This is a genomic window from Micromonospora sp. WMMD723 (assembly GCF_049863385.1).
GTDB classification, from domain to species: Bacteria; Actinomycetota; Actinomycetes; order Mycobacteriales; family Micromonosporaceae; genus Micromonospora; species Micromonospora wenchangensis.
Window position 1 is genome coordinate 3,028,329 of sequence record NZ_JBMKNR010000001.1, and the last position, 25,364, is coordinate 3,053,692.

The 25,364-nt window shown below is 73.1% G+C and carries 22 protein-coding genes; 18 read left to right on the forward strand and 4 right to left on the reverse strand.

Going from position 1 to position 25,364, the window contains the following annotated elements:
- Positions 1 to 99 precede the first annotated feature (99 nt).
- Positions 100 to 1,536 (reverse strand): gamma-aminobutyraldehyde dehydrogenase, encoded by a 1,437-nt coding sequence (locus ACN261_RS13855; RefSeq protein WP_425850395.1) that lies wholly within the window; start codon positions 1,534 to 1,536, stop codon positions 100 to 102.
- 142 nt (positions 1,537 to 1,678) lie between these two features.
- On the opposite strand from ACN261_RS13855, the gene ACN261_RS13860 reads away from it, so the two are divergent.
- Entirely contained in the window at positions 1,679 to 3,118 is a 1,440-nt protein-coding gene (locus tag ACN261_RS13860) for an aldehyde dehydrogenase family protein (RefSeq protein ID WP_425850398.1), read from the forward strand.
- A gap of 17 nt (positions 3,119 to 3,135) precedes the next feature.
- Here the strand turns inward: ACN261_RS13860 and ACN261_RS13865 are convergent, their stop codons facing one another.
- Positions 3,136 to 4,359: an SUKH-3 domain-containing protein gene (locus tag ACN261_RS13865; RefSeq protein WP_425850400.1), complete on the reverse strand. Its 1,224-nt coding sequence runs from the start codon at positions 4,357 to 4,359 to the stop codon at positions 3,136 to 3,138.
- Between the two features lie 73 nt (positions 4,360 to 4,432).
- Between ACN261_RS13865 and ACN261_RS13870 the strand changes: the two genes are divergently transcribed.
- From ACN261_RS13870 to ahcY, 13 genes are all read left to right on the forward strand, one after another.
- On the forward strand, positions 4,433 to 4,864 hold the full coding sequence (locus tag ACN261_RS13870) for a YbaB/EbfC family nucleoid-associated protein (RefSeq protein ID WP_363652643.1): 432 nt from the start codon (positions 4,433 to 4,435) through the stop codon (positions 4,862 to 4,864).
- Positions 4,857 to 5,201, forward strand: a complete 345-nt coding sequence (locus ACN261_RS13875; RefSeq protein ID WP_425850402.1) for a hypothetical protein — start codon at positions 4,857 to 4,859, stop codon at positions 5,199 to 5,201. Before ACN261_RS13870 ends, ACN261_RS13875 begins: the two co-directional genes overlap by 8 nt.
- Before the next feature lie 15 nt (positions 5,202 to 5,216).
- A complete protein-coding gene (locus tag ACN261_RS13880; RefSeq protein ID WP_425850405.1) occupies positions 5,217 to 9,521 on the forward strand; it encodes a toxin glutamine deamidase domain-containing protein in 4,305 nt (1,434 codons plus the stop codon).
- Complete coding sequence (locus ACN261_RS13885) at positions 9,521 to 9,958, forward strand: hypothetical protein (protein WP_425850407.1); 438 nt, start codon at positions 9,521 to 9,523, stop codon at positions 9,956 to 9,958. Before ACN261_RS13880 ends, ACN261_RS13885 begins: the two co-directional genes overlap by 1 nt.
- A 62-nt stretch (positions 9,959 to 10,020) precedes the next feature.
- Positions 10,021 to 10,218, forward strand: coding sequence for a hypothetical protein (locus tag ACN261_RS13890; protein ID WP_421485677.1), 198 nt, complete (start codon positions 10,021 to 10,023; stop codon positions 10,216 to 10,218).
- Positions 10,205 to 10,933, forward strand: coding sequence for an endonuclease V (locus tag ACN261_RS13895; protein ID WP_421485679.1), 729 nt, complete (start codon positions 10,205 to 10,207; stop codon positions 10,931 to 10,933). Before ACN261_RS13890 ends, ACN261_RS13895 begins: the two co-directional genes overlap by 14 nt.
- 141 nt (positions 10,934 to 11,074) lie before the next feature.
- Positions 11,075 to 12,340 carry a hypothetical protein gene (locus ACN261_RS13900; RefSeq protein WP_425850410.1) on the forward strand — a complete coding sequence of 422 codons (1,266 nt, stop codon included), beginning with the start codon at positions 11,075 to 11,077 and terminating at the stop codon, positions 12,338 to 12,340.
- A 69-nt stretch (positions 12,341 to 12,409) separates the two neighbouring features.
- A complete protein-coding gene (locus ACN261_RS13905; RefSeq protein WP_421485682.1) occupies positions 12,410 to 13,792 on the forward strand; it encodes a phosphomannomutase/phosphoglucomutase in 1,383 nt (460 codons plus the stop codon).
- Between the two features lie 63 nt (positions 13,793 to 13,855).
- Positions 13,856 to 14,041 carry a Trm112 family protein gene (locus ACN261_RS13910; protein ID WP_088642951.1) on the forward strand — a complete coding sequence of 62 codons (186 nt, stop codon included), beginning with the start codon at positions 13,856 to 13,858 and terminating at the stop codon, positions 14,039 to 14,041.
- On the forward strand, positions 14,038 to 15,234 hold the full coding sequence (locus ACN261_RS13915; protein ID WP_421485684.1) for an SIS domain-containing protein: 1,197 nt from the start codon (positions 14,038 to 14,040) through the stop codon (positions 15,232 to 15,234). Before ACN261_RS13910 ends, ACN261_RS13915 begins: the two co-directional genes overlap by 4 nt.
- A complete protein-coding gene (locus tag ACN261_RS13920; protein WP_421485686.1) occupies positions 15,231 to 16,235 on the forward strand; it encodes a cation diffusion facilitator family transporter in 1,005 nt (334 codons plus the stop codon). Before ACN261_RS13915 ends, ACN261_RS13920 begins: the two co-directional genes overlap by 4 nt.
- Positions 16,236 to 16,237: 2 nt before the next feature.
- The gene (gene manA / locus ACN261_RS13925; protein WP_425850413.1) at positions 16,238 to 17,473 is read left to right on the forward strand and encodes a mannose-6-phosphate isomerase, class I; all 1,236 of its coding nucleotides are present in this window, start codon (positions 16,238 to 16,240) and stop codon (positions 17,471 to 17,473) included.
- A gap of 288 nt (positions 17,474 to 17,761) precedes the next feature.
- Positions 17,762 to 19,249, forward strand: a complete 1,488-nt coding sequence (ahcY, locus tag ACN261_RS13930; protein WP_088642955.1) for an adenosylhomocysteinase — start codon at positions 17,762 to 17,764, stop codon at positions 19,247 to 19,249.
- Positions 19,250 to 19,329: 80 nt separating this feature from the next.
- Here ahcY and ACN261_RS13935 read toward each other — a convergent pair whose 3' ends face one another.
- The gene (locus tag ACN261_RS13935; RefSeq protein ID WP_204928231.1) at positions 19,330 to 19,488 is read right to left on the reverse strand and encodes a hypothetical protein; all 159 of its coding nucleotides are present in this window, start codon (positions 19,486 to 19,488) and stop codon (positions 19,330 to 19,332) included.
- Between the two features lie 300 nt (positions 19,489 to 19,788).
- Between ACN261_RS13935 and efeU the strand changes: the two genes are divergently transcribed.
- From efeU to efeB, 3 genes are read left to right on the forward strand one after another with little or no spacing between them, the layout of a single operon-like run.
- Positions 19,789 to 20,745, forward strand: coding sequence for an iron uptake transporter permease EfeU (efeU, locus tag ACN261_RS13940; protein ID WP_421485690.1), 957 nt, complete (start codon positions 19,789 to 19,791; stop codon positions 20,743 to 20,745).
- Positions 20,746 to 20,776: 31 nt separating this feature from the next.
- Positions 20,777 to 21,910 carry an iron uptake system protein EfeO gene (efeO, locus tag ACN261_RS13945; protein ID WP_425850418.1) on the forward strand — a complete coding sequence of 378 codons (1,134 nt, stop codon included), beginning with the start codon at positions 20,777 to 20,779 and terminating at the stop codon, positions 21,908 to 21,910.
- A gap of 52 nt (positions 21,911 to 21,962) precedes the next feature.
- The gene (gene efeB, locus ACN261_RS13950; protein ID WP_425850421.1) at positions 21,963 to 23,264 is read left to right on the forward strand and encodes an iron uptake transporter deferrochelatase/peroxidase subunit; all 1,302 of its coding nucleotides are present in this window, start codon (positions 21,963 to 21,965) and stop codon (positions 23,262 to 23,264) included.
- A gap of 30 nt (positions 23,265 to 23,294) precedes the next feature.
- Here the strand turns inward: efeB and ACN261_RS13955 are convergent, their stop codons facing one another.
- Positions 23,295 to 24,281: an RDD family protein gene (locus tag ACN261_RS13955; protein ID WP_425850423.1), complete on the reverse strand. Its 987-nt coding sequence runs from the start codon at positions 24,279 to 24,281 to the stop codon at positions 23,295 to 23,297.
- A 41-nt stretch (positions 24,282 to 24,322) separates the two neighbouring features.
- Here ACN261_RS13955 and ACN261_RS13960 point away from each other — a divergent pair, with 41 nt between their 5' ends.
- Positions 24,323 to 25,363, forward strand: a complete 1,041-nt coding sequence (locus ACN261_RS13960) for a stage II sporulation protein M (protein ID WP_425850424.1) — start codon at positions 24,323 to 24,325, stop codon at positions 25,361 to 25,363.
- Position 25,364: the final 1 nt, after the last annotated feature.

Sequence of the window (25,364 nt, forward strand, 5' to 3'; positions counted from 1 at the left end):
GGGGCTCGCAAACCCGGCTCACTCCTCGCGCTCACGGGGCTGTCTTCTGTTCGCGACTGCGGGGCTCGCAAACCCGGCTCACTCCTCGCGCTCACGGGATCAGCCCTCGATGTGGTGCATGACGTGCTTGATCCGGGTGTAGTCCTCCAGGCTGTAGACCGACAGGTCCTTGCCGTGCCCGGAGTGCTTGAAGCCGCCGTGCGGCATCTCCGAGACGAACGGGATGTGGGTGTTCACCCAGACGCAGCCGAAGTCGAGCCGGCGGGTCATCCGCATCGCCCGGCCGTGGTCGCGGGTCCAGACCGAGGCGGACAGGCCGTAGTCGACGCCGTTGGCCCAGCGCACCGCCTCGTCCTCGTCGGTGAACCGCTGCACGGTGATGACCGGACCGAACACCTCCTGCTGGATGATCTCGTCTGCCTGGCGTACCCCGGAGACCACGGTGGGAGAGTAGAAGTAGCCGCGCCCGCCCACCCGCGTGCCACCGGTGTGCAGGTCGGCATGATCGGGGAGCCGGTCGACGAAGCCGCTGACCCGGGCGAGCTGGTTGGCGTTGTTCAGCGGGCCGTAGAGCACGTCGGCGTCGTCCGGGGCCCCGGTGCGCGTGTTGCGGGCCTGCTCGGTGAGGGCCGCCACGAAGTCGTCGTGCACACCGGGCCCGGCCAGCACCCGGGTCGCGGCGGTGCAGTCCTGGCCGGCGTTGAAGTAGCCGCCCGTCGCGATCGCCTCGGCCGCCGCCGCCACGTCCGCATCGTCGAAGACCACCACCGGGGCCTTGCCGCCCAGCTCCAGGTGGGTCCGCTTGAGGTCCGGCGCGGCGGCGGACGCGACCTCCATGCCCGCCCGGGTCGAGCCGGTGATCGACACGAGCTGCGGGGTCGGGTGCGCCACCAGGGTACGGCCGGTGTCCCGGTCGCCGCAGACCACGTTGAACACCCCCGGCGGGAAGAACTCGGCGGCGATCTCGGCCAGCAGCAACGTCGACACCGGCGTGGTGTCCGACGGCTTCAACACCACCGTGTTGCCGGCCGCCAACGCCGGGGCGATCTTCCACACCGCCATCATCAGTGGGTAGTTCCACGGGGTGACCTGCGCGCAGACGCCGATCGGCTCCCGCCGCACGTACGAGGTGTGCCCCGCCAGGTACTCCCCGGCCGAGCGGCCCTCCAGCAGCCGGGCCGCCCCGGCGAAGAACCGGAACTGGTCCACCGCCGGTGGTAGCTCCTCCTCGGCGGTGAGCTGACGCGGCTTGCCGGTGTTGCGCACCTCCGCGTCGACCAGTTCGGCCGCCCGGGACTCCACCGCGTCGGCGAGTTTCAACAGCGCCCGCTGCCGCTCGGCCGGGGTGGTGTCCCGCCAGGTTTCGAAGGCGGTCGCGGCGGCCCGCATCGCCGCGTCCACGTCGGCCGCGCCGGAGACGGGGGCTTGGGCGAAGACGTCACCGGTGCAGGGGTCGATCAGGTCAGCGTGACCGCCGTCCACCGGGTCGACGTACGTGCCGTCGACGAAGTTGCGTAGCTGCTGCTGGTCGCTCATGGTGAGGTCTCTCCAGGGGTGGCTGGGAGTGGAATCAGCGGACGTAATCGCAGTCTGACTGCCATCTTGGCTACTGAATTCGCGGCAGACAAGGGCTTGGGCGACTGTTTCCGTGCGACTGCCTGTCGTCTACGCTGCCGACGTGGAACCGAGAGCGTTCTGGGTCGCCGGTCGGGCCGTCCACGGCGACAACGAGGTGACCGTCACCCACCCGTACGACGGTCGGGTGGTGGGGCGTACCAGTTGGGCCACGCCCGACCAGGTCGAGGCCGCCGTCGCCGCGGCGGCCCGGGTGGCGGCGGAGGCCGCGGCGCTGCCCGCGCACGTCCGGGCGGCGGCCCTGGACCACGTGTCCCGGGAACTCGCCGCCCGGGCGGCCGAGGTGGCCGACCTGATCACCGCCGAGAACGGCAAGCCGGTCACCTGGGCGCGGGCCGAGGTGGGCCGGGCGGTGTCCACGTTCCGCTGGGCGGCCGAGGAGGCCCGACGGTTCTCCGGCGAGTTGCAGCGGCTCGACACCGACCCCGCCGCGACCGGCCGGATCGCCCTGGTCCGGCGGGTGCCCCGGGGGCCGGTGCTCGGCATCACCCCGTTCAACTTCCCGCTCAACCTGGTGGCCCACAAGGTCGCCCCGGCCCTCGCGGTCGGTGCGCCGATCATCGTGAAGCCGGCCCCGGCGACACCGCTGTCCGCGCTGCTGCTCGGCGGGATCCTCGCCGGCACGGACCTGCCGGCCGGCATGGTGTCGGTACTGCCGCTGCCCAACGACCGCACCGCCGCCCTGGTCGACGACCCCCGGCTGCCGGTGGTGTCGTTCACCGGCTCCGGGCCGGTCGGGGCGCAGATCCGCCGTCAGGTGCCGGCCAAGCACGTCACCCTGGAACTCGGCGGCAACGCGGCGGCGGTGATCTGCGCCGACTGGTCGTCCGACGCCGACCTGGATTTCGCCGCCCGACGGATCGCCACCTTCGGCAACTACCAGGCCGGGCAGTCCTGCATCGCCGTGCAGCGGGTCCTCGTGCACGAGCGACGCTACGCCGCCTTCCTGCCCCGGCTGGTCGCCGCCGTGCGGGCACTGCGCACCGGCGACCCGACCGCCGGGTCGACCGACGTCGGGCCGCTGGTCTCCGTCGAGGCCGCCCGCCGGGTCGAGACGTGGGTCGACGAGGCCGTCGCCGCCGGGGCCACCGTCGAGGTCGGGGGCCGCCGCGACGGCGCCAGCTATCCACCCACCGTGCTGACCGGGGTGCCGCCGTCGGCGAAGGTCCGCGCGGAGGAGGTCTTCGGGCCGGTGCTGGTGGTGGCGTCGGTGGAGACCGACGACGCCGCGTTCGCCGCCGTCAACGACTCGGCGTACGGGTTGCAGGCCGGCGTGTTCACCCACCGGCTCGACGTGGCGTTCACCGCCGCGCGGGTGCTGGAGGTGGGCGGGGTGATCGTCGGCGACGTGCCGTCGTACCGGGCCGACCAGATGCCGTACGGGGGCGTCAAGGGCAGCGGCGTTGGCCGGGAGGGCGTGCGGTCGGCGATGGACGACTACACCGAGCCGAGGGTGCTGGTGCTGACCGGGATGCCGCTGTAGCCCCGGCGCCTCCCTCGTCACCAGGTGCCGTCGTCCCGGACCCGGGGCGGGGCGAGGCCGAGCAGCAGGGTGGTCAGCGCGACGTCGATGTCGTCGCCGAGGAACCACTCGCCCGCCTGGTCCAGCGCGAAGACCCGGCCGCGGTCGTCCACGGCCAGGATCGCGTCCGGATGCCCCGCGCCGATCGGGAAGAGCCGCACGCCGAGCACGGCACCGAAGTCCGCCAAGGTGTCGGCGGTGTACGCGGCGTGCACCGGGTCGACGGAGAACCGGGAGATCCACACCTCCCGACCGGGCCCGCGCCGGCTGCTCTCCAGCGAGGGGAAGCGGGTCAACGTGTCCAACGCCGCACGGATCTCAGGGTGCCCTCTTCGCAGCTCGTGGGCTTCCAGAATGGCCATTCGCGCCAGACCCTCGTCACCGAACGTGGGTTGCCAACCCCCTTCGACAAGCGCGTGAGCAACCTCTGCGACGAACCGGTCAGGTTCGGGGGCTGGTGCGGGCTCTGGTCGCCACTGCCTGGTGAACGCCAGTTCCGACCAGCCGACGACCGCGAAGTGCACCAGGAAGTTCAGGCAGGAGTCGCAGGGACGTTCCGCCGGGCCGGCGTCCGGATCGCCTGGTTCGCGGACCAGAAACACGTCGATTCCGGTCGCCGTCAGCAGCGACTCCGCCTCGCGCATGGTCAGCGGGGGTAGACCGGCGGCGGCGCGTCGATGGTCGTACTCGTGCAGGACGTCCGAGACGACTACCAGCTCGGCATGCCGGTCGCCGCCACGGACCAGGTGCCCAGCGGGCAGTTCGTCCAGGTAGGCCCGAACGAGGGGGTGGTGCCGCAGCGGCACGTCCCCCTTGACGCCGTGCCCGACGTAGGTGCGACCCTCGACGGTCAGGTGGGCCACGGCGGCGGGCGTCGGCAGCCGTCGGATCTCGCGCAGCAGCAGGCTGGCCGGGTCGACGGTGCGGGGTGCCGGGGTGCCGGTGGGGCGGCTGCGCCGGTACATCTGCTGCACCACCGCCGCCGGCACCCGGGGCCAGGTGGTGACCTCGCCGGTCTGCTTGTCGACGACGGTGGTCGGTAGGTCACCGGGGTTCGTGTCGACGGCGCGGTCGACGGTCGACCGGATCACGTAGCCCAGGTCGAACTCGTCGAGCGTGGGCCGGCACTCGTAGCCGAGGCGCTGCGAGTCCCGGCGGGCCCACACGTCGGCGAGCTGCTCGGCCTGTCGTCGATCGATCACGGCCCGAAACTACCGGACACCACGGGATCGTGGCGCCCGGTATGGTTCGCCTGACTGACGGTGACGGGGGAGGATGGCGTTGGCCGAAAGGGTGGACCGGGACGCGAACCAGGCGCTCCGGGCGCGGTTCGACGAGGTGTACGGCCAGTACCAGCGGATGCGGTCCGGTGTGGACGACCTGCGTGCCGAACTGGCGGAGTTGCGGGTCACGGAACGCTCGGACGACGGCCAGGTCACCGCCACGGTGGGGGCGCGCGGCGAGCTGATCTCGGTGGAGTTGGACGCCGCCGTCTACCGGGACCGCGATCACCACGCGTTGAGCCGGAAGATCACCACGACGGTGCAGCGGGCCTGCGCCCGTGCCACCACGGCCACCCAGGAACTGGTCGCCGCGCACCTGCCGGCCGGTTCGGGATCGGTGGAGTTCCTGCGTACCGGCGATTTCGGCGCACTGCTCGGGCGTGCCGACGCGGTGCTCCGACGGGAGGCGGAACGGCATGGGTGAGGGGCACCTCTGGCTCGATCCCGACCGGGCCCGACGGGCCGGGGCAGACCTGCACCTGGCCGGTGCGTCGATGTCGGCGCGTCGGGCAGCGCTCGGTGGGCAGATCGCCGGGGCCAGCGCCAGCCGTCCGTGGGGTCGGGACGACATCGGCGCGGCCTTCGACAGGAGTTACCGGGCCTACGAGGAGACTCTGCTGCGCGCCTGGGCCGGGCTCGGCCGGTCCCTCGAGCGGCTCGGCGCGGACGTGGTCACCTCGGTCGACGCCAACGTCCGGACGGACACGACGAGCGGACGGCGACTCGACGGGGTGGCCGATCCGCGCGGCCGTCAGCGCTGACCTGCGGGGAAAGCCGTGAGTGTGCTGCCGAGCCCGATTCCGCACCCGCTCGACTACAGCCCCTGGGAGTTGCCGGGTTGGGCCTACGAGGCGCTCGACTGGGTGGTCGGGGTCGAGTGGCCGGAGGGAAACGAACGCGCCGTCTGGGACCTCGCCGACCAGTGGTACGCCGTGGCGGGTGCCCTGACCGGCCCCCGGGCCGACGCGATCGCCGCCGCCACCGAGGTACGCAGCGGCTACGGCGGCACCGGGGCCGTGCCGGAGGCGTTCGAGGCGGCGTGGCGGCGGCTGGCCGAGGGTGACGAGGCCCCGTTGCCGGTGCTGCTGGCGGTCAGCGCCGACCTGGGGCGGCTGGTCGAGGAGTGCGGCAGCGACATCGAGGCCGCCAAGCTCGAGGTGTGGATCGAACTCGGCATCCTGGTCGCGGAACTGCTCGCGCTCGCCGTCGCCGCCGCGCTCACCGCCGGGGCCGCCTCACCCGCAGCAGGCGCGGCGGTCACCGCCAGCCGGTTGGTGATCCAGCAGATCTTCCGCCGGTTACTGGCCCAACTGGCCAAGAAGGCGCTCCGGCAGGGCCTCAAGGAGGCCGGCGAGCGGGCTGCGAAGGAAGTCGCGCGGGAGGGGATGCGCGGGCTCGGCAGGCGGGCGGTCAAGGGGGGCCTGTTCGAGGCCGGGCAGGAGGCCGGGGTCAGCCTGGCGACGCAGGCGTACCAGAACTCCACCGGTCGTCGACACGGCCTTGACCTCGGCGATCTCGGTGCGTCGGCGCTCGGCGGACTGGCCGGCGGAGCGGTCGCGCCGCTGGCGGGCCTGGGACGGCACGCCACCGGGCGTGCAGCCCGGGTCGGTGAACACGTCGGCCGCGAGATGACCGGTGAGGTGTTGGCGGAGGGTGCGGCCGGTCTGGCCACCGGTCAGGGGATGCCGTCGCTGGAGGACGCCAGCCGGGCCGCCGTGTCCGGGGTCGCCGGCTCGGCGACCGGGCAGGCGGACGCCGCGCTGCGCGCCCGGCTCGACGCGCGGCTGACCGCGCTCGCCGGTTCCGCCTCCCCGCCGTCCGATGCCTTTCCCGTTCCGCCGGTCGGTGACCAGGTGACGCCGTCCGCCGACGTCCTCGCACGGTCGCCCGCTGACACCCTCGCACCGAGGCCGGCGATGCCGGCCGATCCGGTCGTCGTGACCGGTGGTGCGGTAACGGAGCCGCTGCCACCCCGTGACCCACCGGGGCCGGCCGGCCCCGACCGGGCCGCTGCCGCAGGCCAGGTCGATTCGCCGGCCGAGCCGACCCCGCCGGCACCTCCGGCCCGACCCGAACCCGTCGCCCCGCACGCGGTCGACGCTGCGACACCGTCGGTCTCCGCCGGCCCGGTGCCCGACAGCCCCACACTGTCGTCGATCGCGGTGGATCAGGCTGCCTCCCCCGCCACGGCAGGCCGACCCGGTGAGGCGGTCGACACGGCGGTGCCCCATGCTGCCGCCCCCGCCCAGGGCAATCCGGCCGGGGGCGTGACGACGGCGGGCGGACCACCGACAGGAGCCGCTGCGGCACCGGCACCCGTGATGGGTATGACGCCGACCGCTGGTGCGCCGGTGGGACCGGCTCCGACGACGGTCCCACCGCCCAGCAGCGTGCCGGTCATCGGGCCGCACGGCCCGTCGACCGCCCCGGAGCGACCGGGCACCGCCGACGGTGACATCGGGCGGCAGCGGGTCGGGCGGTTTCCGCTCCTGGCGGCGCTGGCACCCGGACCCGTGGCCTCCCCGACCACCGGACGACCCGACGACCCGGGACCATCGGCGAACGACGAACCACCCCGCCCCCGAACCCCACGGTGGTACGCGGCCAGGTGGGCGGCCGAGCGGGAGGCGCTGGAGCGCCGTCGCTACCAGGGCTACTTCGAAGCACAGCGGCACTGGTTCGAGGACCGGCGACGCACGGACGCGGCAGCCCGCCGGCAGAAGACGGCCCGAAGGCGCGAGGGGGTCGCCAGACGTGCCGCCCGTCAGGCGTTCGAACTCCAGCGTGAGGGTCGGCCGGACCTGGCCGAGAGGTTCCACGGAATAGCCCGCCGGGCCGAGCGTGACGCCTACCATTACCAGGATCTCGCGGAAGAGATCCTGGCCGGCCGGATCGCTCCGGAGGCGGTGTTCGTAGCCGACTCTGCCGACTTCTCCCGCATCAACGACGATGTGGCCGAGTTGGCCGGTGGTGCGGTCGAGACGGGGGACAGGTCGGCGCTGACCGGCGACGACGATCCACCGCCCATCGACCGTTCCCGCCGGTACGGGGAGTTCGGCGGGCTACGTCCTCCCCTCGCGCTGCACCAGACCGACCTCGAACGGCAGATGCCCCGCACTGCGGACGGCGGCGTCGTGCGTACCGCCGATCCCCGGCAGGGCGGCTGGTTCGCGCTGACCAACGACGGAGGGCCGCAGGCCGATCCGACCCGGGGCATCAACTGCCTGGACTGCACCCTGTCCCTCTACGAGACGTGGTTGCACGGCCGGCCCAGGGTGGCCGCACCCCGTACGTTCGACGGCTACCTGCAGGGCGACGTTCGGCGTCCGGTCAACGGTGAGACCGGTGGACCCGGCCGGGTGGAGGAGGTCACCGGCGGGCGGTTCCAGAAGCTGTTCGCTGTTGTCGACGAGGGTGTCCGGCCGGGCCCGGCAGCCCTGCGTACGTCGGTCGAGCGCGGCTACCGCAACCTGCGTGACCAACTCGTCCTCGGCGGCCACGGCAGCTACGCCTTCCTGATCACCGAGTGGGAGAACGGCGGTTCGCACGCCTGGGTGGCGCTCAACCAGAACGGCACGGTGCTCTATCTCGACCCCCAGGCGGGCACGGTGCACGACCGCCCGCTCTACGGACACGCGGGCCGGCGACGACCTGACAACGTCGTCGGCATCGACGCGCTGATCCTCGGCGGGGACGGCCGGCCGATGCCGTTGGGCGGGCTGGCGCGGGGACGCTTCAGCGTCCGTCCCGACCTGCCCGACCACCCTGCGGTGCCGGACGACGAGCAGGGCTACGGCGACCCCTATCTCAACCGCGTCCACCTCCTCGACGGGCCGGGATCTGCCGACCAGGCGGGCCAGGCGTCGGAAGACCTCGGTCGACCGCCGGGACCCGCCGGCTCCCGCCGGAACGACGAACCGCAGCGGCCCACGCCTGAACGCCCCGCTGGGATTTCGACACTGTTGTCCGGTGGTGCCGATCTCGGCGGGCTCCTCGATGCCGGTCTGTCCCCTGCCGAAATCTGTGTGCACGTCGACGCCCCGATGCTCCGACGGCTCGTCCCACAGTTGAACGCGGCGGACGCGGCGGACGCGGCGAGGTTGCTCGGCGATCCGCGGGTCGTACGGATGCTGGACGAGACCTGGCGTGACTCTTCCGACGGTCAGCGGCGGGCGCTCGCCGGCACCCTCTTACGGCAGTTGGCGTGTCAGCCGGACCTTGCCCGCATGATCCTGGCCATGCCCGAACTGGCCACCTCGCTGACCGCCCGTCCCTTGACGCTGCACCACCTGGCCTCGCATCCGGCGGCGATCGACGCTCTCGGATCGGTGCTCGACGAGATGACTACACAGGGCGTGGAGAGGATCCCCACCGAGCAGCCGCCGGTGCCGCTGCCGACACCGCTGTCTGCGGAGCAGTTGCGGGTCAGTGAACGTGCTGCTACGCCCGGTGAGAACGTGCGGCAACCGGGGTTCGACAGTCGACGGGTTGCGGACCCTGACTACCGCTCCGCATACCTCGACTCGCTGTATGCCGCCGCCGTCGTGGCGCAGGAAGAGTTGAACGGGCTCGCCATCGACCTTGCGCATGAGGGCGATACGGTCGTCGGCTCGGCCGGTTGGAGGCGACATCCCAAGGACCGCCAACGGGCCGAGGACAAGGTCCGAAAGTACCGGGGTGACGTCTCCCTCCTACGGGACCTTGCCGGCGCGAAGATCGAGTTCCGGTCCCTCAGTGATCTCTATCGGGCACTCGATCGCCTGTGCGACCGCCCAGGAATCCGGATCGTGCGTTGCGAGGACAGGTTCGTCCTCCCGCAGGAGAGCGGCTACCGGGATGTGCAGCTCGTTCTGGAAATGTCGAACGGCCATCTCGCCGAGTTCCGGCTGCACCTGGCTGCCCTCGATGAGGTGGCGGTCTGGGAGCATGCCCTGTACGAGGTTCGTCGCGACCTGGACAGCCTTGCTCGGCAGGACAGCAGGACGATGACCGGGGTGGAGTGGGCGCTCGTGACTGGCATCCTGCGTGAGCAGCAACGGCTGTTCTGGCAAGCGTTGGTGTCGACGATCGGGGAGACGTGATGTCGGGCGCGGGTGTGGGCATCGAACTGCCCGCCTACTACTCCTATTACGACTCTCCTGTGAAGGTCGTCGCTGCGGAGGGCGGGGTGCCCCAGGTGTGGCGCGTCGTGATGGAGACGGGCGGCTGGAGTCGGGAGGATGAACTCCTCGGCGAACTGCTCTTCGCCGCTTCAGGTGAGGTTGCGAAGCGTTCGGCTGAGGAGTTCGTGCAGGACGTGGAGAGATACCGGTCGAATTACCTGTCCGGCGACGGTCCCGTGTTCGCCCTCTACGAGACTGCGGCGGCGATTCTCGATTCAGCTCGGCGCGAGCGGCGCAACCCCACCCCAGGGGAACAGGCGATGGTGCGCGGTATCAGACGGAAGAGCTTCGTCATGTTCGAGGAGGCGCTGCATTCCGCCGGAGATCCCGCCGCTGATCCGGATGTCGGTGCCTGATGGCACCCGGTGCCGGTGACTGGTGGAGCGCGTGACCGGTGGTGCCCGATTAGGGTGGGGCGATGACGGACCCTGCTGCCAAGAAGCGTCAGACGACCGCCTGGGTGTCGGGCATGGCCATCGGCATCGTCATCGGGCTGATCATGTTCCGGGACGCCGTCGGTGTGGCGTTCGGGATCTCCATCGGTATCGCCTTCGCCATCGCCTTCGGTGCCTTCGACAAGAAGAAGGAGGGTGGACGCGACGGTGAGCCCGGCTGAGACGGAGGGACGGCCGGAGCACGGGGACGCCGGGTCGCCCGGGTTGACGGTCGCCGAGGCGGTGGCCGTACAGGACCGGTTGCGACCCCGGGTGGACCTGGTCGGGCCGGGTCCGCGCCGGCCCGCGACGGTGGCCGGCCTCGACGTGGCGTACGCGCCGGACGGCGACCTGCTCGCCGCGGCGGTGACCGTGCTCGACACCGCGACCCTGACGGTGGTGGACCATGCGGTCAGCGTCGGTCGGCCCGCGTTCGGGTACGTGCCGGGGCTGTTCGCCTTCCGTGAGCTGCCCGCCCTGCTGGCCGCCCTGGACCGGCTGACCACCCGTCCCGAGCTGCTGGTCTGCGACGGGCACGGGTTGGCCCATCCACGCCGTTTCGGGTTGGCCTGCCACCTGGGCGTGGTGACCGGGCTCCCCGCGATCGGGGTGGGCAAGACCCCGCTGGTCGGCGGGTGGACCGGGCCGGGTCCGCGCCGGGGGGACGCCGCCGAGCTGGTCGACGCCGGTGAGGTGGTCGGCCGGGTGCTGCGTACCCGGGACGGGGTGAAGCCGGTGTTCGTCAGCGTCGGGCACCGGATGGGGCTGGACAACGCCGTCGCGCAGGTGCTCGCGTTGACCCCGCGGTTCCGGCTGCCGGAGACCACCCGTACCGCCGACCGGCTCTGCCGCGAGACCCTCGCCGCCGCCACCGGCCCGGCCCGCGTCGCCGGCTGAGGGGTGCGCGGGGCGGCCGACCCGGGCGGCCGGGTCGAGGGTAACGCGGCCCACAGGCGGGACGCTCTGTCACCGGGTGCCCTGTCGCGCTGGTAGTAACCTGGCCGGCGGCCCCCGCCGGGGCGGAGGGTGAGGTGGGAGATGTCCGTGCGTCGGCAGGCGGCGCGGGTGGTGACCGTCGGTGCGCTGCTCGCCGGGCTGGTGACCCTCGGTGCGCCCCCCGCCCACGCGGACGAGGACGGGGTACGGGTGCGGGCCTCGGGCGGCTTCTCCGCCGGTGGTTCCCCGGGCGGGATCGTGATCGAGGTGCGCAAACGCACCGACGGGTGTGTGCTGCTGCGGACCGCGTTGGGGCTGAGCCTGACCGGGGTTGGCGCGGACCAGGTTCGGGTAGAGGTGAGTGTCGGGGGGCGATGGTCCACTGTGCCCGTCACCGGTGGCGGCGGCGTGCTCCAGGTCTCCCGTACCTCGTCGGCGGGTCCACCGTTGTGCAAGGGAAAGAGCAGCACCGTCCGCTACCGGGTGGCGTTCCTCGCCGGGGCGCCGGCGGGCCGGCTGGACGTGGTCGGTGAGGCGACGACCGCGGTCGGCCGGCTGATCGGCCGGGGCGCCGACACGTCCCGGGTCGGCGGACGGGCCGCCGGCTCCCCGACGCCGAGCCCCACCCCGACCAGGAAGCCCACTCCCACTCCCGACGCGACCACGTCCGCGCCCGCCCCGACGGCGGCGACCACCGGGGCCGCGCTGGCCGCCCCGGCGGCCGGCCCGGCCGGTACCGCCGCCGCAGAGACCTCCGGAGGATCCATGACCATGTTTGCCGGCATCGCCCTGGTGATCCTGGGTGCCGGGCTCATCGCCCTGCTGATCTTCCGGTCCCGCGCCGACCGGGCCGCGGTCGACCCGGGCCGGACCGCCGACCCGGTCGACCTTCCGGTCCTGCCGCAACCCCGCAACCCCGGCCCGACCACCTACCGCTCCGGCGGCGCGGTGGCGGCTCCGGCCCCGGCCCCCTCCGGCCAGGTGTACGGGCAGCCGCAGCCGCAGCCGTCCGTGCCCGCCCGCCCGGGTGGCCTGTACGGGGCACCGGCCGCCTATCCGACGGTGACGCCCACCCCGCGCCCGGCCGGTGGGGTGTACGGCAGCCGCCCGGCGTCAGTCCCACCCGCCCAGGGCGGCCCGGTCTCCGCGCCACCCGCCGCGCCGACCCCGCCGTCCGCCGCCCCGACCCCGCCACCCGCCGCGCCGACCCCGCCGTCCGCCGCGCTGGCCCCGTCACCCGCGGTGCCGCCCCCGCCGGCCGTCGTCCCGTCCGGTCCGTCCGCCGGCCCGCCCGTGCCGGGCCGGCCGGCGTCACCGGCCCCCACCGGGGGCGAAGCGACGACGATCATGCCCGAGCTCCCCGGCTAGGAGGGGACGGACGCCACCGCTCCGATACGCTCAGGGTCGTTGACGACCCCTGTCGAGGAGCTGAAACCGGTGTCTGACCTGTCCCAGATCGTGAAGGCGTACGACGTCCGTGGGACGGTGCCCGACCAGTGGGACGAGCGGGTGGCCGAAGCCCTCGGTGCCGCCCTCACCCGGGTGCTCGACGAGGCCGGCGAGCCGGACGGGGCCGTGCTGATCGCGCACGACATGCGGGCCACCGGCCCGGGGCTGGCCGCCGCCTTCGCCGACGGCGTGCGGGCCGAGGGGCGGGCCGTGATCGAGTTGGGGCTCGCCTCCACCGACATGCTCTACTACGCCTCCGGCGCGCTCGGCCTGCCCGGGGCGATGTTCACCGCCAGTCACAACCCGGCGCAGTACAACGGCATCAAGATGTGCCGCTCCGGGGCCCGCCCGATCGGTCAGGACAGCGGCCTGGCCGACATCCGGGCCCGCGCCCAGGCGCTGCTGGACGCCGGCACCCGGCCGGCCGCCGCGTCGCCGGCCCCCGCCGACCGGCGTGACCTGCTCCCCGACTACGCGGCCCACCTGCGCAAACTGGTCGACCTGTCGGCCATCCGTCCGCTCAAGGTGGTGGTGGACGCCGGCAACGGGATGGGCGGCTACACGGTGCCGAGCGTGCTCGGCGACGCGGCGTTGCCGGCCCTGCCGTTGGAGATCGTGCCGCTCTACTTCGAGCTGGACGGCACCTTCCCCAACCACGAGGCCAACCCGCTCGACCCGAGGAACCTGGTCGACCTCCAGCGGGCCGTGGTGACCCACTCCGCCGACCTCGGCCTGGCCTTCGACGGCGACGCCGACCGGTGCTTCGTGATCGACGAGCGGGGCGAGCCGGTCTCCCCGTCGGCGATCACCGCCCTGGTCGCCGCCCGCGAGCTGGCCAAGCACCCGGGGTCCACGGTGATCCACAACCCGATCACCTCCCGGGCCGTACCGGAGATCATCCGCGAGCACGGGGGCGTGCCGGTGGTGGCCCGGGTGGGGCACTCCTTCATCAAGGCCGAGATGGCCCGGACCAACGCGATCTTCGGCGGGGAGCACTCGGCGCACTACTACTTCCGGGACTTCTGGTTCGCCGACACCGGCATGCTCGCCGCCATGCACACCCTGGCCGCCCTCGGTGAGCAGTCCCAGCCGCTGTCCCTGCTGGCCAGCGGGTACGAGCGGTACGTCGCCTCCGGCGAGATCAACTCCACGGTCACCGACCAGGCCGCCCGGGTCGCGGCGGTGCGGGCGGCGTACCCGCAGGCGGAGGTCGACGAGTTGGACGGGCTCACCCTGCGGTTCCCCGACGGCGCGTGGTTCAACCTGCGCGCGTCCAACACCGAACCGCTGCTGCGGCTCAATGTCGAGGGCCCGACCGCGGAGCGGATGACCTCGCTGCGCGACGAGGTGCTGGAGCGGGTTCGCCGATAAGATCCCCTCCGCCGGTCGGCACCGCCGACCGGCACAGACCACACACGTGGAAGGAGCCGCGCCGTGGCCCTGGACCCGCAGTTGCTCGAAATCCTCGCCTGCCCGGACACACACCACGCACCGCTGGACTACGACGCTCAGGCCCAGACCCTCACCTGCACGCAGTGCGGCCGCATCTTCGAGGTGCGCGACGACGTGCCGGTGCTGCTGCTGGACGAGGCTCGTGGCGGGCCGGAGGCGCAGCGGTGATGGACGGAACGGCCGGCGTCAGCGGCCGGCGGGTGGCCGACGAGTCGATCCTGGACGACCCGGAGGCGGTCGCCGCCCACGACCCGGGCGGCATGCTGCGCTTCACCGCCTCGGCAGGGGCACAGGTGCGGGAGTCCGCCGCGCTGGCCGCCGAGGCCAACCTGGCGCTGCTGGAGGACGAGGGCCGCCCGCGTGCGGTCGTCATCGCCGGCATCGGCACCGCCGGGCGTACCGGGGACGTGCTGGCCACGGTCGCCGGGCCGCGCTGCCCGGTGCCGGTGATCCCGCACCGCAGCGCCGGGGTGCCCGGCTGGGTCGGCGCGGCCGACGTGGTGATCGCGGTCAGCGCGTCCGGCCGAAGCCCGGAGGCGTTGGGCGCCGCCGAGGCCGCGCACCGCCGGGGTGCCCGGCTGGTCGCGGTGGGCGCGCCCGACTCGCAGTTGCAGTCGGTGGCCGAACGGGCCCGGGCGCCGTTCATCCCGGTGCCCCGTCGTGCCCCGGCCCGGGCCAGCCTCTGGGCGCTCACCGTGCCGGTTCTGCTCGCCGCCCGTACGCTCGGCCTGGTGAAGGTCAACGAGGCGGATCTGGCCGAGACGGCGGCCCGGCTGGACGCCGACGCCGACCGGTGCCGGTCGACCGCCGAGTCCTTCGTCAACCCGGCGAAGTCACTGGCCCTCGGGCTGGCCGGGTCGATCCCGATCGTCTGGGGTTCGTCCCCGCTGGCCACCGTGGCGGCCCGCCGTTTCGGTGACACGCTGTCGGCCAACGCCCGCTACCCGGTGGTCGCCGGGGCGCTGGGTGAGGCCGGTCGGGGCCGGGTCGGCCTGCTCGACGGCGTCTTCGGCGGTCTGGTGGAGTCGACGCGGGACATCTTCGCCGACCCCGACGAGGTCGAGCCCGACCCGACCCGGCTGCGGCTGGTGCTGCTGCGTGACGGTGGCCTCAACGCCGACGACGACACCGACGAGCCGCTGGCCGTCGAGGAGCGTCGTGCCGACGCGGTGCAGACCCTCGCCGAGCGGCGCGGGGTGCGTTGCGACGTGGTCACCGCCGAGGGCGGCTCCGCGCTGGAACGGCTCGCCTCCCTCGTCGCGGTGCCCGACTTCGCGTCGGTCTATCTTGCCCTGGCCCACGGGCTGGACCCGATGGCCGTTCCGGCCGTCACCGAGATGAAGGAGCTGTCGAACCAGTGAGCGCGAACGGCGGTACCAAGGCGATCATCGCCGCCCTGCTGGCGAACATCGGTATCGCCATCACCAAGTTCATCGCGTTCCTGCTGACCAGTTCGTCGTCGATGCTGGCGGAGTCGATCCACTCGGTGGCCGACTCGGGCAACCAGGCGCTGCTGCTGCTCGGTGGCAAGCGGGCCAAGCGGGCGGCCACCCCGGAGCACCCCTTCGGGTACGGCCGGGAGCGTTACATCTACGCGTTCATCGTGTCGATCGTGCTGTTCAGCCTCGGTGGCCTGTTCGCGCTCTACGAGGCGTGGCACAAGGCGGCCGACCCGCACCCGATCACCGCGTGGCAGTGGGTGCCGGTGACGGTGCTGCTGGCCGCGATCGTGATGGAGGGCTTCTCCTTCCGTACGGCGATCAAGGAGTCGAACCACACCCGGGGCAGCCAGTCCTGGGTGAACTTCATCCGTCGGGCCAAGGCGCCGGAGCTTCCGGTGGTGCTGCTGGAGGACTTCGGCGCGCTGGTCGGTCTGGTGCTCGCGCTGTTCGGCGTGGGGCTGACGCTGATCACCGGCAACGGCATGTGGGACGCCGCGGGCACCGCGATGATCGGTGTGCTGCTGGTGATCATCGCGATCGTGCTGGCGATCGAGACGAAGAGCCTGCTGCTCGGCGAGGGTGCCGACCCGGCCGACCTGGCGACGATCGAGCGGGCCGTCACCGACGGCCCCGAGGTCGAGCGGATCATCCACATGAAGACGCTCTACCTCGGTCCGGAGGAGCTGATGGTGGCCGCGAAGATCGGCGTGCCGGCCTGGGAGAGCGCCGAGGAACTCGCCCGGGGCATCAACGCGGTCGAGGCGCGCATCCGCGCGGCCGTGCCGATCGCCCGGGTGATCTATCTGGAGCCGGACATCTACAGCGTCGCCGCCGAGCGGGCGGGCACCGGCAAGGCCGCGCCGACCGCCGCGGCACCGGCGGGTGGGGCGAGTGAGGTGGCCGGGCGGGCCGGAGGCTGACCGTGGAACTGCTGCACGGGTCGATCCGCGACTACGCCTGGGGGTCCCGCTCGGCGCTCGCCGAGTTGCAGGGGCGACCGGCGCCGACCGACGGCCCGGAGGCGGAGCTGTGGCTGGGCGCCCACCCGGGTGGCCCGGCCATGGTCGACCGGGACGGTGCGCGGGTGAGCCTGACCGACCTGCTGGTCGCCGAGCCGGACCACTGGCTCGGCACGGAGGTGGTCGGCCGGTTCGGTACCCGGCTGCCGTTCCTGTTGAAGGTGCTCGCCGCGGACGCCCCGTTGAGCCTGCAGGCCCACCCCGACGCCGAGCAGGCCCGCGCCGGCTACGCCGCCGAGCAGGCTGACGTCGAGCGGGCAGGCGACGGGCCGGCCGGGGCAGGGCAGGCCGGTGACGGGTGGGTCGACGGGGTGGCGGAGCGGGCGCGGGGGCCACGCAACTACGTCGACCCGTACCACAAGCCGGAGTTGCTCGTCGCGTTGACGCCGTTCGACGCGCTCTGCGGGTTCCGGGACCCGCAGCTGTCGGCGACGGCGTTGGCCGGGTTCGGCGTACCGGAGTTGTCCTCGGTGGTGGCCGCGCTGCGGGCCGGGCCGACGGGGCTGCGGGAGGCCGTACGCGCGCTGCTGAGCTGGCCGGACGGCGACCGTGCCGGGCTGGTCGAGGCGGTGCGCACGGCGGATGCCGCCGGGCCGGACGCGGAACTGGCCCGGGACCTGGCGACCCGCTACCCGGCCGATCCGGGGGTGCTGGTGGCGCTGCTGCTGCACCACGTTCGGCTGACGCCGGGAGAGGCGATCTGGATGCCGGCCGGCAACCTGCACGCCTATCTGAGCGGCACCGGTGTGGAGATCATGGCGGCCAGTGACAACGTGCTGCGCGGTGGGCTGACCCCGAAGCACGTGGACGTCGACGAGTTGCTGCGGGTGCTGCGGTTCGAGGTGCTGGACGAGCCGGTCCTCGTCGCCCGCCCGGTGACGCCCGGGGTGGTCTGCTGGCCGGTGCCGGTGGACGACTTCGCGCTGCACCGGGTGACGGTGGACGAGGCCGGGCCGGAGGTCCGGCTGCCGTTGCCCGGCCCCCGGGTGGTGTTCTGCCACCGGGGCAAGGTCGGGGTGGACGACGGCCAGGGGGCGGTGATGCTCGGCCCGGGGCAGGCCGCCGTGGGCAGGGCCGCGGGTGCGGCGCTGGTGCTGTCCGGTACGGGCACGGCGTTCGTCGCCACGTGCGGCGGCTGACGGCACCGCGCAGCGACCTGCGCCACGCCGCAAGTCCGACTTTCCCGAATTGCTTGACTGATCCGTGCCTCACGGTAATCTCATGAGTACGCAGCGTTGTCGCGACGAAGGTCCGGCGGCGCGCGGGGGTAACCAAACCGGGGGGATGCACGGGGCGGCCGGCAGGTGGACGGAGGTTTCGTCCCACGCCGACCGCCCCGTGCGCTGTCTCGAGGCGGCCCACAGTGCGCCGCGAGGAGGCGGGCGTAAGGTTGATGGTCGCGCAGCCATCGTTCGACAGGAGCCTTCATGACCAGCACCCTCCCGGCGTCGCACAGCGGCGCCCGGCCGAGCACCCTCGCCGAGGGCGACTACAAGGTGGCGGATCTGTCGCTCGCCGAGTTCGGGCGCAAGGAGATCCGCCTCGCCGAGCACGAGATGCCCGGCCTGATGGCGATCCGCCGCGAATTCGCCGACGCCCAGCCCCTCGCCGGCGCCCGGATCACCGGTTCGCTGCACATGACCATCCAGACCGCCGTCCTGATCGAGACGCTGGTCGCCCTCGGCGCGCAGGTCCGCTGGGCGTCCTGCAACATCTTCTCCACCCAGGACCACGCCGCCGCGGCGATCGTGGTCGGCCCCGAGGGCACCCCGGAGGCGCCGTCCGGCGTCCCGGTGTACGCCTGGAAGGGCGAGAGCCTCGAGGAGTACTGGTGGTGCACCGAGCAGGTGCTCGCCTGGCCGGACGGGCAGGGCCCGAACATGATCCTCGACGACGGCGGTGACGCCACCCTGCTGGTGCACAAGGGCGTCGAGTTCGAGAAGGCCGGGGCGGTCCCGGCGGTCGAGTCCGCCGACTCCGAGGAGTACGCGGTCATCCTCCAGGTGCTGCACCGCAGCCTCGCCGAGGACAACCAGCGCTGGACCCGGATCGCCGCCGGCATCAAGGGCGTCACCGAGGAGACCACCACCGGCGTGCACCGGCTCTACGAGATGCACCGGGCCGGCACCCTGCTCTTCCCGGCCATCAACGTCAACGACTCGGTGACCAAGAGCAAGTTCGACAACAAGTACGGCTGCCGGCACTCGCTGATCGACGGCATCAACCGGGCCACCGACGTGCTGATCGGCGGCAAGATGGCAGTCGTGCTCGGTTACGGCGACGTGGGCAAGGGCTGCGCCGAGTCGCTGCGCGGCCAGGGCGCCCGGGTCGTGGTGACCGAGGTCGACCCGATCTGCGCGCTCCAGGCGGCGATGGACGGCTACCAGGTCGCCACCCTGGAGGACGTGGTCGAGCAGGCCGACATCTTCATCACCGCCACCGGCTGCTTCGACGTCATCACCAACGAGCACATGGCCCGGATGAAGCACCAGGCCATCGTCGGCAACATCGGCCACTTCGACAACGAGATCGACATGGCCGGCCTGGCGAAGCGCTCGGACGTCACCCGGGAGAACATCAAGCCGCAGGTCGACGTGTGGCGCTTCGACGACGGCCACGCGATCATCGTGCTCTCCGAGGGTCGCCTGCTGAACCTGGGCAACGCCACCGGCCACCCGAGCTTCGTGATGTCGAACTCGTTCGCCAACCAGACGATCGCCCAGATCGAGCTGTACACCAAGACCGACGAGTACCCGGTCGGCGTCTACGTGCTGCCCAAGCACCTGGACGAGAAGGTGGCGCGGCTGCACCTGGACGCGCTCGGCGCCCGGCTGACCGAGCTGACCAAGGAGCAGGCCGCCTACCTCGGCGTCTCGCCCGAGGGCCCGTTCAAGCCGGAGCACTACCGCTACTGAGCAACCCGTACGCAGGAGGGGGTCGGCCACGTCGTGGCCGGCCCCTCGCCCGTCTGCGGGTCGGGCCGGAGCCGGCGGGATCAGGACGGGCCGGGGCCGCGGCGGGTCGGGCGTACCCAGGTCCACACGCACCAGGCGAGCCAGGCCAGCGAGACGGCCACGGCCAGCGGGCGCAGCCGCAGGGCGTTGAGGACGATCACCAGCGCGAGGACGGCCAGCCACGGGCCGAAGCCCCTCACCGGTGCCCGCCCGGCCGACGGTGGCGTAGCGCACACGGGCCGGAAGTCCCTGGTGCGGGGGTGTCCGCGGGGCGGAGGGTGGGGCTGCGGGGCGCGTCGTCCACGGGGCGTCCTGTCCTGGGGGTATGCCGCATCCTGCCACGTCGGGCGGCGGGTCGGCACCCCCTGGCGACGGGTCCGGGCCGACCCTTCCGACCAGGGTGAAGCTGTCAGGAACGACTTGACGGAAGCACCGATCAGGAGGAAGGTATGGCTGCCCTAAGTTGCCTGAGGCAAGCCTTACCACGACACGGAGCACCGATGTTCGCCACGTACCTGATCGGCCTGCGGGAGGGCCTGGAGGCGACGCTCGTCGTCAGCATCCTGGTGGCCTTCCTGGTCAAGTCGCAGCGCCGGGACCGGCTGCCGCAGGTGTGGGCCGGCGTCGGGCTCGCCGTGGCGCTCTCGGTCCTGTTCGGCTGGCTGATCGAGTACACCTCGACCTCGCTGCTGGCCCGCTCCGAGGACCGGGAGCTGTTCGAGGCCGTCACCTCCGTCGCCGCCGTGGTCTTCGTGACCTGGATGATCTTCTGGATGCGTCGGGCCGCCCGGACCATCGCCGGTGAGCTGCGCGGCAAGCTGAGCGAGGCACTCGCGGTCGGGTCGCTCGCGGTGGCCGGGATGGCCTTCCTCGCGGTGGTCCGGGAGGGTCTGGAGACCGCGCTGATCTTCTACTCGGCGGCGCAGAGCGCGACCGGCGGCACCGGCTCCGGGCCGCTGCTGGCCCTGATCGGCGGCATCGCCACCGCCGTCGGGATCGGCTTCCTGCTCTACCGCAGCGCCGTGCGGATCAACCTGTCCACGTTCTTCACCTGGACGGGCGCGCTGCTGATCCTGGTCGCCGCCGGCATCCTCAAGTACGGCGTGCACGACTTCCAGGAGGCCGGGGTGCTGCCCGGCCTGAACGACCTGGCCTTCGACATCACCGGCGTGCTCGACCCCAGCACCTGGTACGCCGCCCTGCTGGCCGGGATGTTCAACGTCACCGCCGCGCCGAGCGTGCTGGAGATGGTCGCCTGGGTCGCGTACGCCGTACCGGTGCTGGTGCTGTTCCTGCGCCGACCGGCCGCCCCGGCGAAGCCCACCCCGGCCCCCGCCGCCGCCGACGCCACGACCACGGCCGCCGACGGACCTACGACCACCGCCGCCGATGGCGACGCCACCGCCGCGCAGGACGGCCCCGCCACCGTGCAGCCGGCCGGGTCGCGGCGCGCCTGATCCACCGCCCTCTGCAAGGAGACAAGCAACGATGCGTACCACCCGTTTCCTGGTGCTCGCCGCCGTCGGCGCACTCGCCGTCACCGGTGTCACCGCCTGCGGTGGCAAGGACGACCAGCCCGACGCCGGCGCCGGCAACACGGTCACGGTGAAGGCCACCGACAGCGTGTGCGAGGTCGACGTCACCGAGCTGGACGCCGGCCAGGCCACCTTCACCGTGACCAACTCCGGCAGCAAGGTCAACGAGTTCTACGTCTACGCCGCCGGTGACCGGGTGATGGGCGAGGTGGAGAACATCGCCCCGGGGCTGAGCCGGGAACTGCGGGTGGAGCTGCCGGCGGGGACGTACGAGACGGCCTGCAAGCCCGGCATGAGCGGCCGGGGCATCCGGGGCGCGCTGAAGGTCAGCGGCACCGCCGCGACGGTGGCCCCGGACGCCGCGCTGACCGAGGCCACCGCCAGCTACCAGCGGTACGTGACCAGCCAGACCGCCGCCCTGCTGACCAAGACCGAGGAGTTCGTCACCGCCGTCAAGGCCGGCGACGTGCCCAAGGCCAAGGCGCTGTACCCGGTGGCCCGCACCTACTGGGAGCGGATCGAGCCGGTCGCGGAGAGCTTCGGCGACCTCGACCCGAAGATCGACGGTCGGGAGGAGGTCATCGAGGAGGGCATGGAGTTCACCGGCTTCCACCGGATCGAGAAGGACCTCTGGACCACCGGCGACATCAGCAAGGACGGTCCGATCGCCGACCGGCTGCTGGTCGACGTCAAGGAGATCGTGAGCCGGGCCAACGCCGAGAAGCTCACCCCGCTCCAGCTCGCCAACGGGGCCAAGGCCCTGCTCGACGAGGTGGCCAGCGGCAAGATCACCGGCGAGGAGGAGCGGTACTCGCACACCGACCTCTGGGACTTCAACGCCAACCTGGAGGGCTCCAAGGCCGCCGTCGCCGCGCTCCGGCCGGCGCTGGAGCAGCGCGCCCCGGAGTTGGTCGCCCAGCTCGACAAGGAGTTCGCCAACGTGGAGGCGGCGCTCGGCAAGCACCGCGACGGCGACGGCTGGAAGCTGCACACCCAGCTGAGCAAGACCGACCTCAAGGAGCTGTCGGACAGCATCAACGCCCTCGCCGAGCCGGTCAGCAAGGTCGCCGCCGCCGTCGCCCGGTGACGACGGGTCAGCACGGCCGTCGTACGGCGGCCGGTCCCTCCCAGGAGAGTCGATGAGCGAGCAGAGCAGCACCGCCGGCCGGGGACGCCGCCGGCTGTCCCGGCGGCGGGCGATCACCCTCGCCGGGGTCGGGGTCGCCGGGGTGGCCGGGGTGGCCGCCGGAGCGGGCGCGCTGACCCGCGACGGCGACCGGGCCGCCGCGTACGACGGGGCCGCCGGTGCGGTGCCGTTCCACGGTGAACACCAGGCCGGGATCACCACCCCGGCGCAGGACCGGCTGCACTTCGTCGCCTTCGACGTGATCACCAAGGACCGGGACCGGCTGGTGGCGATGCTCCAGGAGTGGACGGCCGCCGCCGCCCGGATGACCGGTGGGAAGGACGCCGGGGTGATCGGTGCCGTCGGCGGCATGCCGGAGGCCCCGCCTGACGACACCGGCGAGGCGCTGGGCCTGCCCCCGTCGCAGCTCACCCTGACCGTCGGTTTCGGCGCGACGCTGTTCCGCGACGCGCAGGGCCGGGACCGGTTCGGCATCGCCGGCCGCCGCCCCGCCGCGCTGGCCGACCTGCCGCACTTCGCCGGGGACGCGCTGCGCCCGGAGATCTCCGGCGGCGACCTGTGCGTGCAGGCGTGCGCCAACGACCCGCAGGTGGCCGTGCACGCCATCCGCAACCTGGCCCGGATCGGGATGGGCGTGGTCAGCGTCCGCTGGTCGCAGCTCGGCTTCGGGCGTACCTCGTCGACGTCGCGGGACCAGGCGACCCCGCGTAACCTCTTCGGCTTCAAGGACGGCACCGCCAACCTCAAGGCCGAGGACGCCGGGTTGCTGCGCGAGCAGCTCTGGGCCCAGCCGGAGGACGGCGCGGACTGGATGACCGGCGGGTCCTACCTGGTCACCCGCAAGATCCGGATGCAGATCGAGACCTGGGACCGCAGCTCGCTGGTCGAGCAGGAGCAGATCGTCGGCCGGACCAAGGGCAGTGGTGCGCCGCTGGGCCGCCGCGACGAGTTCGACGAGCCGGACTTCGCCGCGAAGGGCGACGACGGCCAGCCGGTGATCGCCGTGGACTCGCACGTGCGCCTCGCCCACCCCACGCAGAACGACGGTGCCCGGCTGCTGCGCCGGGGCTACAACTACGTCGACGGGTCGGACGGGTTGGGCCGGCTCGACGCCGGGCTGTTCTTCATGGCCTACCAGCGGGACCCGCGCCGGCAGTTCGTGCCGATCCAGACCCGGCTGGCCCGCAACGACGCGATGAACGAGTACCTGCGGCACGTCTCCAGCGGCCTGTTCGCCTGCCCGCCCGGGGTCCGCGACGCCGCCGACTGGTGGGGCCGCACCCTGTTCGGCTGAGCGGCGTGGTTCGGCTGGGAGGCGTACCGGTCAGGCCGGGTGGTCCGGCGACGCCGACCGGAGCACCGGCGCGGCCGGTCGTACCCCGGCCGGGGCCGGCGGGTCGACGGCGGCCGGCGCGACGGCGGGAGTCGCCGGGTCGGGCCAGAGGGAGGCGGTGAGCGCCCGCTGGTGGCGCAGGCGCAGCGAGCCGCGCCTGTTGCGTTCGGCCAGCACCGCCGCCAACAGCAACGGCTCCGGTACGCCGGGCGGCGGCGTCGGTGCGGTCACCGCCGCCACCTCACGCCACAGCTCCCGGGCCAGCCGGCTGCGGTACGGCTCGACGATCTGCTGTCCCCGGGTCAGGTACTGCCGCACCGCCAGGGCCAGCGCGTCGTCCAGCCGGGTCAGGTCCAGGGTGGTGGCCCAGCCGACCAGCGGCGCGACGATCCCCGGGGCCGGCCGCCAGGGGTGCGTGGTGCGGGTGTGCACCACCATCGTGCCGGCCACCAGGTCACCCAGCCGTCGGCCACGCGGGTCGGTCAGCATCACCGTCGCCCCGGCCACCCAGCTCAGCAGCGGCAGCACCAGCCCCGGCCACTCCACGGCCGCGCCGACCAGCGCCCGGGTCAGCGACTGACGCAGCTGCACCGGACCGCCGTCGGCGCTGACCACCCGCAGCCCCACGGCGAGCTTGCCGGGCGTCCGGCCGTGGTTGAGGCGTTCCCAGAGCACCGGGTAGCCGACCACCACCAGCACCAGGCCGAGGGTCTCCAACGCGCCGGTGAGGGCTCGGTCCACCACCTGGTCGGGGAGCACGATCAGCACCAGCGGGGTCAGCGTGAGGGCCAGCAGCGCCGCGCAGAACAGCTGACCGACGATGTCGATCAGCAGCGCCAACACCCGGGAACCGAGCCGTGCCGCCCGGACGTCCAGCGCGACCGCCTCGCCGCTGACCAGCCCCGCGTCCGCCCAGCGCCCCGCCGGGTCGACGCCGGGCGGGACGGTGCCGGCCGGCACCGGTGGTTGCGCGCTCACCCGGACAGTGAACACTATGGTCGCGGGACGGGGGAGGACCAGTGGATCTCGACGCGTACGTCGCCGAGCACGGCCACGAGTGGCGACGGCTGGAGCTGCTCTGCGACCGTCGCCGGCTCGACGTCGACGAGATCGACGAGATGATCGTCCTCTACCAGCGCACCGCCACCCACCTGTCGGCGCTGCGCAGCCAGGCACCCGACCCGGCCCTGGTCAGCCGGCTCTCCCAGCTCGTGCTGCGGGCGCGGGCCCGGATCACCGGCCGGCAGCGGGCCTCCTGGTCGGCCCTCGGGCTGTTCCTCACCGTCGGGTTCCCCGCCGCGGTCTACCGGGCCTGGCCGTGGTGGTGCGCGGTGGCGACCGGGTTCAGCCTGCTCAGCGGCTTCCTCATCTGGTACGTCGCCGGCAACCCGGGCACCGCCGCCGCGTTCATCGGCCCGGACGCCGCCGCCGACCTGGTCGACTCCGGATTCGCCGGCTACTACACCGAGTTCTCCGCCCCGACCTTCGCCTTCCACCTGTGGACCCACAACGCCTGGATCGCCGCCCAGTGCCTCGCCGCGGGGGTGCTCGTCGTGCCGGTGCTCTACCTGCTGTGGCAGAACGCGCTGAACATCGGGGTGGTGGGCGGCGTGATGGTCTCCTACGGCCGCTCCGACGTCTTCTTCGGACTGATCACCCCGCACGGGCTGCTGGAGCTGACCGGGGTCTTCGTGGCCGCCGGGGTCGGGCTGCGTACCGCCTGGGCGTGGATCTCGCCGCCGGAGCACCTGGGCCGGGGCCGGTCGGTCGCCGAGGCGGGCCGGTCGGCGATCCTGGTGGCGGTGGGCCTGGTCGGGCTGTTCGCGGTCTCCGCGCTGCTGGAGGCGTTCGTCACCCCGGCAGCGGTGCCGGTGGCGCTGCGGGTCGGCGTCGGCGCGGCGGTCTGGCTGGGCTTCTTCGCCTACGTGGTGCTGCTCGGCCGGCGGGCGGTCGCCGCCGAACGGGCCCCTGCCGAACGGGTCGACCCGTGGCTGGCCGAACTCTGGCCCAGCACCGACCCGGCCCGGGCCTGGCACCCCACCTCCCGGCCACCCCGCTGAC

Bases quoted from the DNA above. Each gene is read 5' to 3' on its own strand.
- ACN261_RS13875 (WP_425850402.1), top strand. From the start codon at position 4,857: ATGGGTGAGGGGCACCTCTGGCTCGATCCCGACCGGGCCCGACGGGCC.
- efeB (WP_425850421.1), top strand. From the start codon at position 21,963: ATGAGCGAGCAGAGCAGCACCGCCGGCCGGGGACGCCGCCGGCTGTCC.
- ahcY (WP_088642955.1), top strand. From the start codon at position 17,762: ATGACCAGCACCCTCCCGGCGTCGCACAGCGGCGCCCGGCCGAGCACC.
- ACN261_RS13870 (WP_363652643.1), top strand. From the start codon at position 4,433: ATGGCGTTGGCCGAAAGGGTGGACCGGGACGCGAACCAGGCGCTCCGG.
- ACN261_RS13885 (WP_425850407.1), top strand. From the start codon at position 9,521: ATGTCGGGCGCGGGTGTGGGCATCGAACTGCCCGCCTACTACTCCTAT.
- efeU (WP_421485690.1), top strand. From the start codon at position 19,789: ATGTTCGCCACGTACCTGATCGGCCTGCGGGAGGGCCTGGAGGCGACG.
- ACN261_RS13900 (WP_425850410.1), top strand. From the start codon at position 11,075: ATGTCCGTGCGTCGGCAGGCGGCGCGGGTGGTGACCGTCGGTGCGCTG.
- efeO (WP_425850418.1), top strand. From the start codon at position 20,777: ATGCGTACCACCCGTTTCCTGGTGCTCGCCGCCGTCGGCGCACTCGCC.
- ACN261_RS13890 (WP_421485677.1), top strand. From the start codon at position 10,021: ATGACGGACCCTGCTGCCAAGAAGCGTCAGACGACCGCCTGGGTGTCG.
- ACN261_RS13855 (WP_425850395.1), bottom strand. From the start codon at position 1,536: ATGAGCGACCAGCAGCAGCTACGCAACTTCGTCGACGGCACGTACGTC.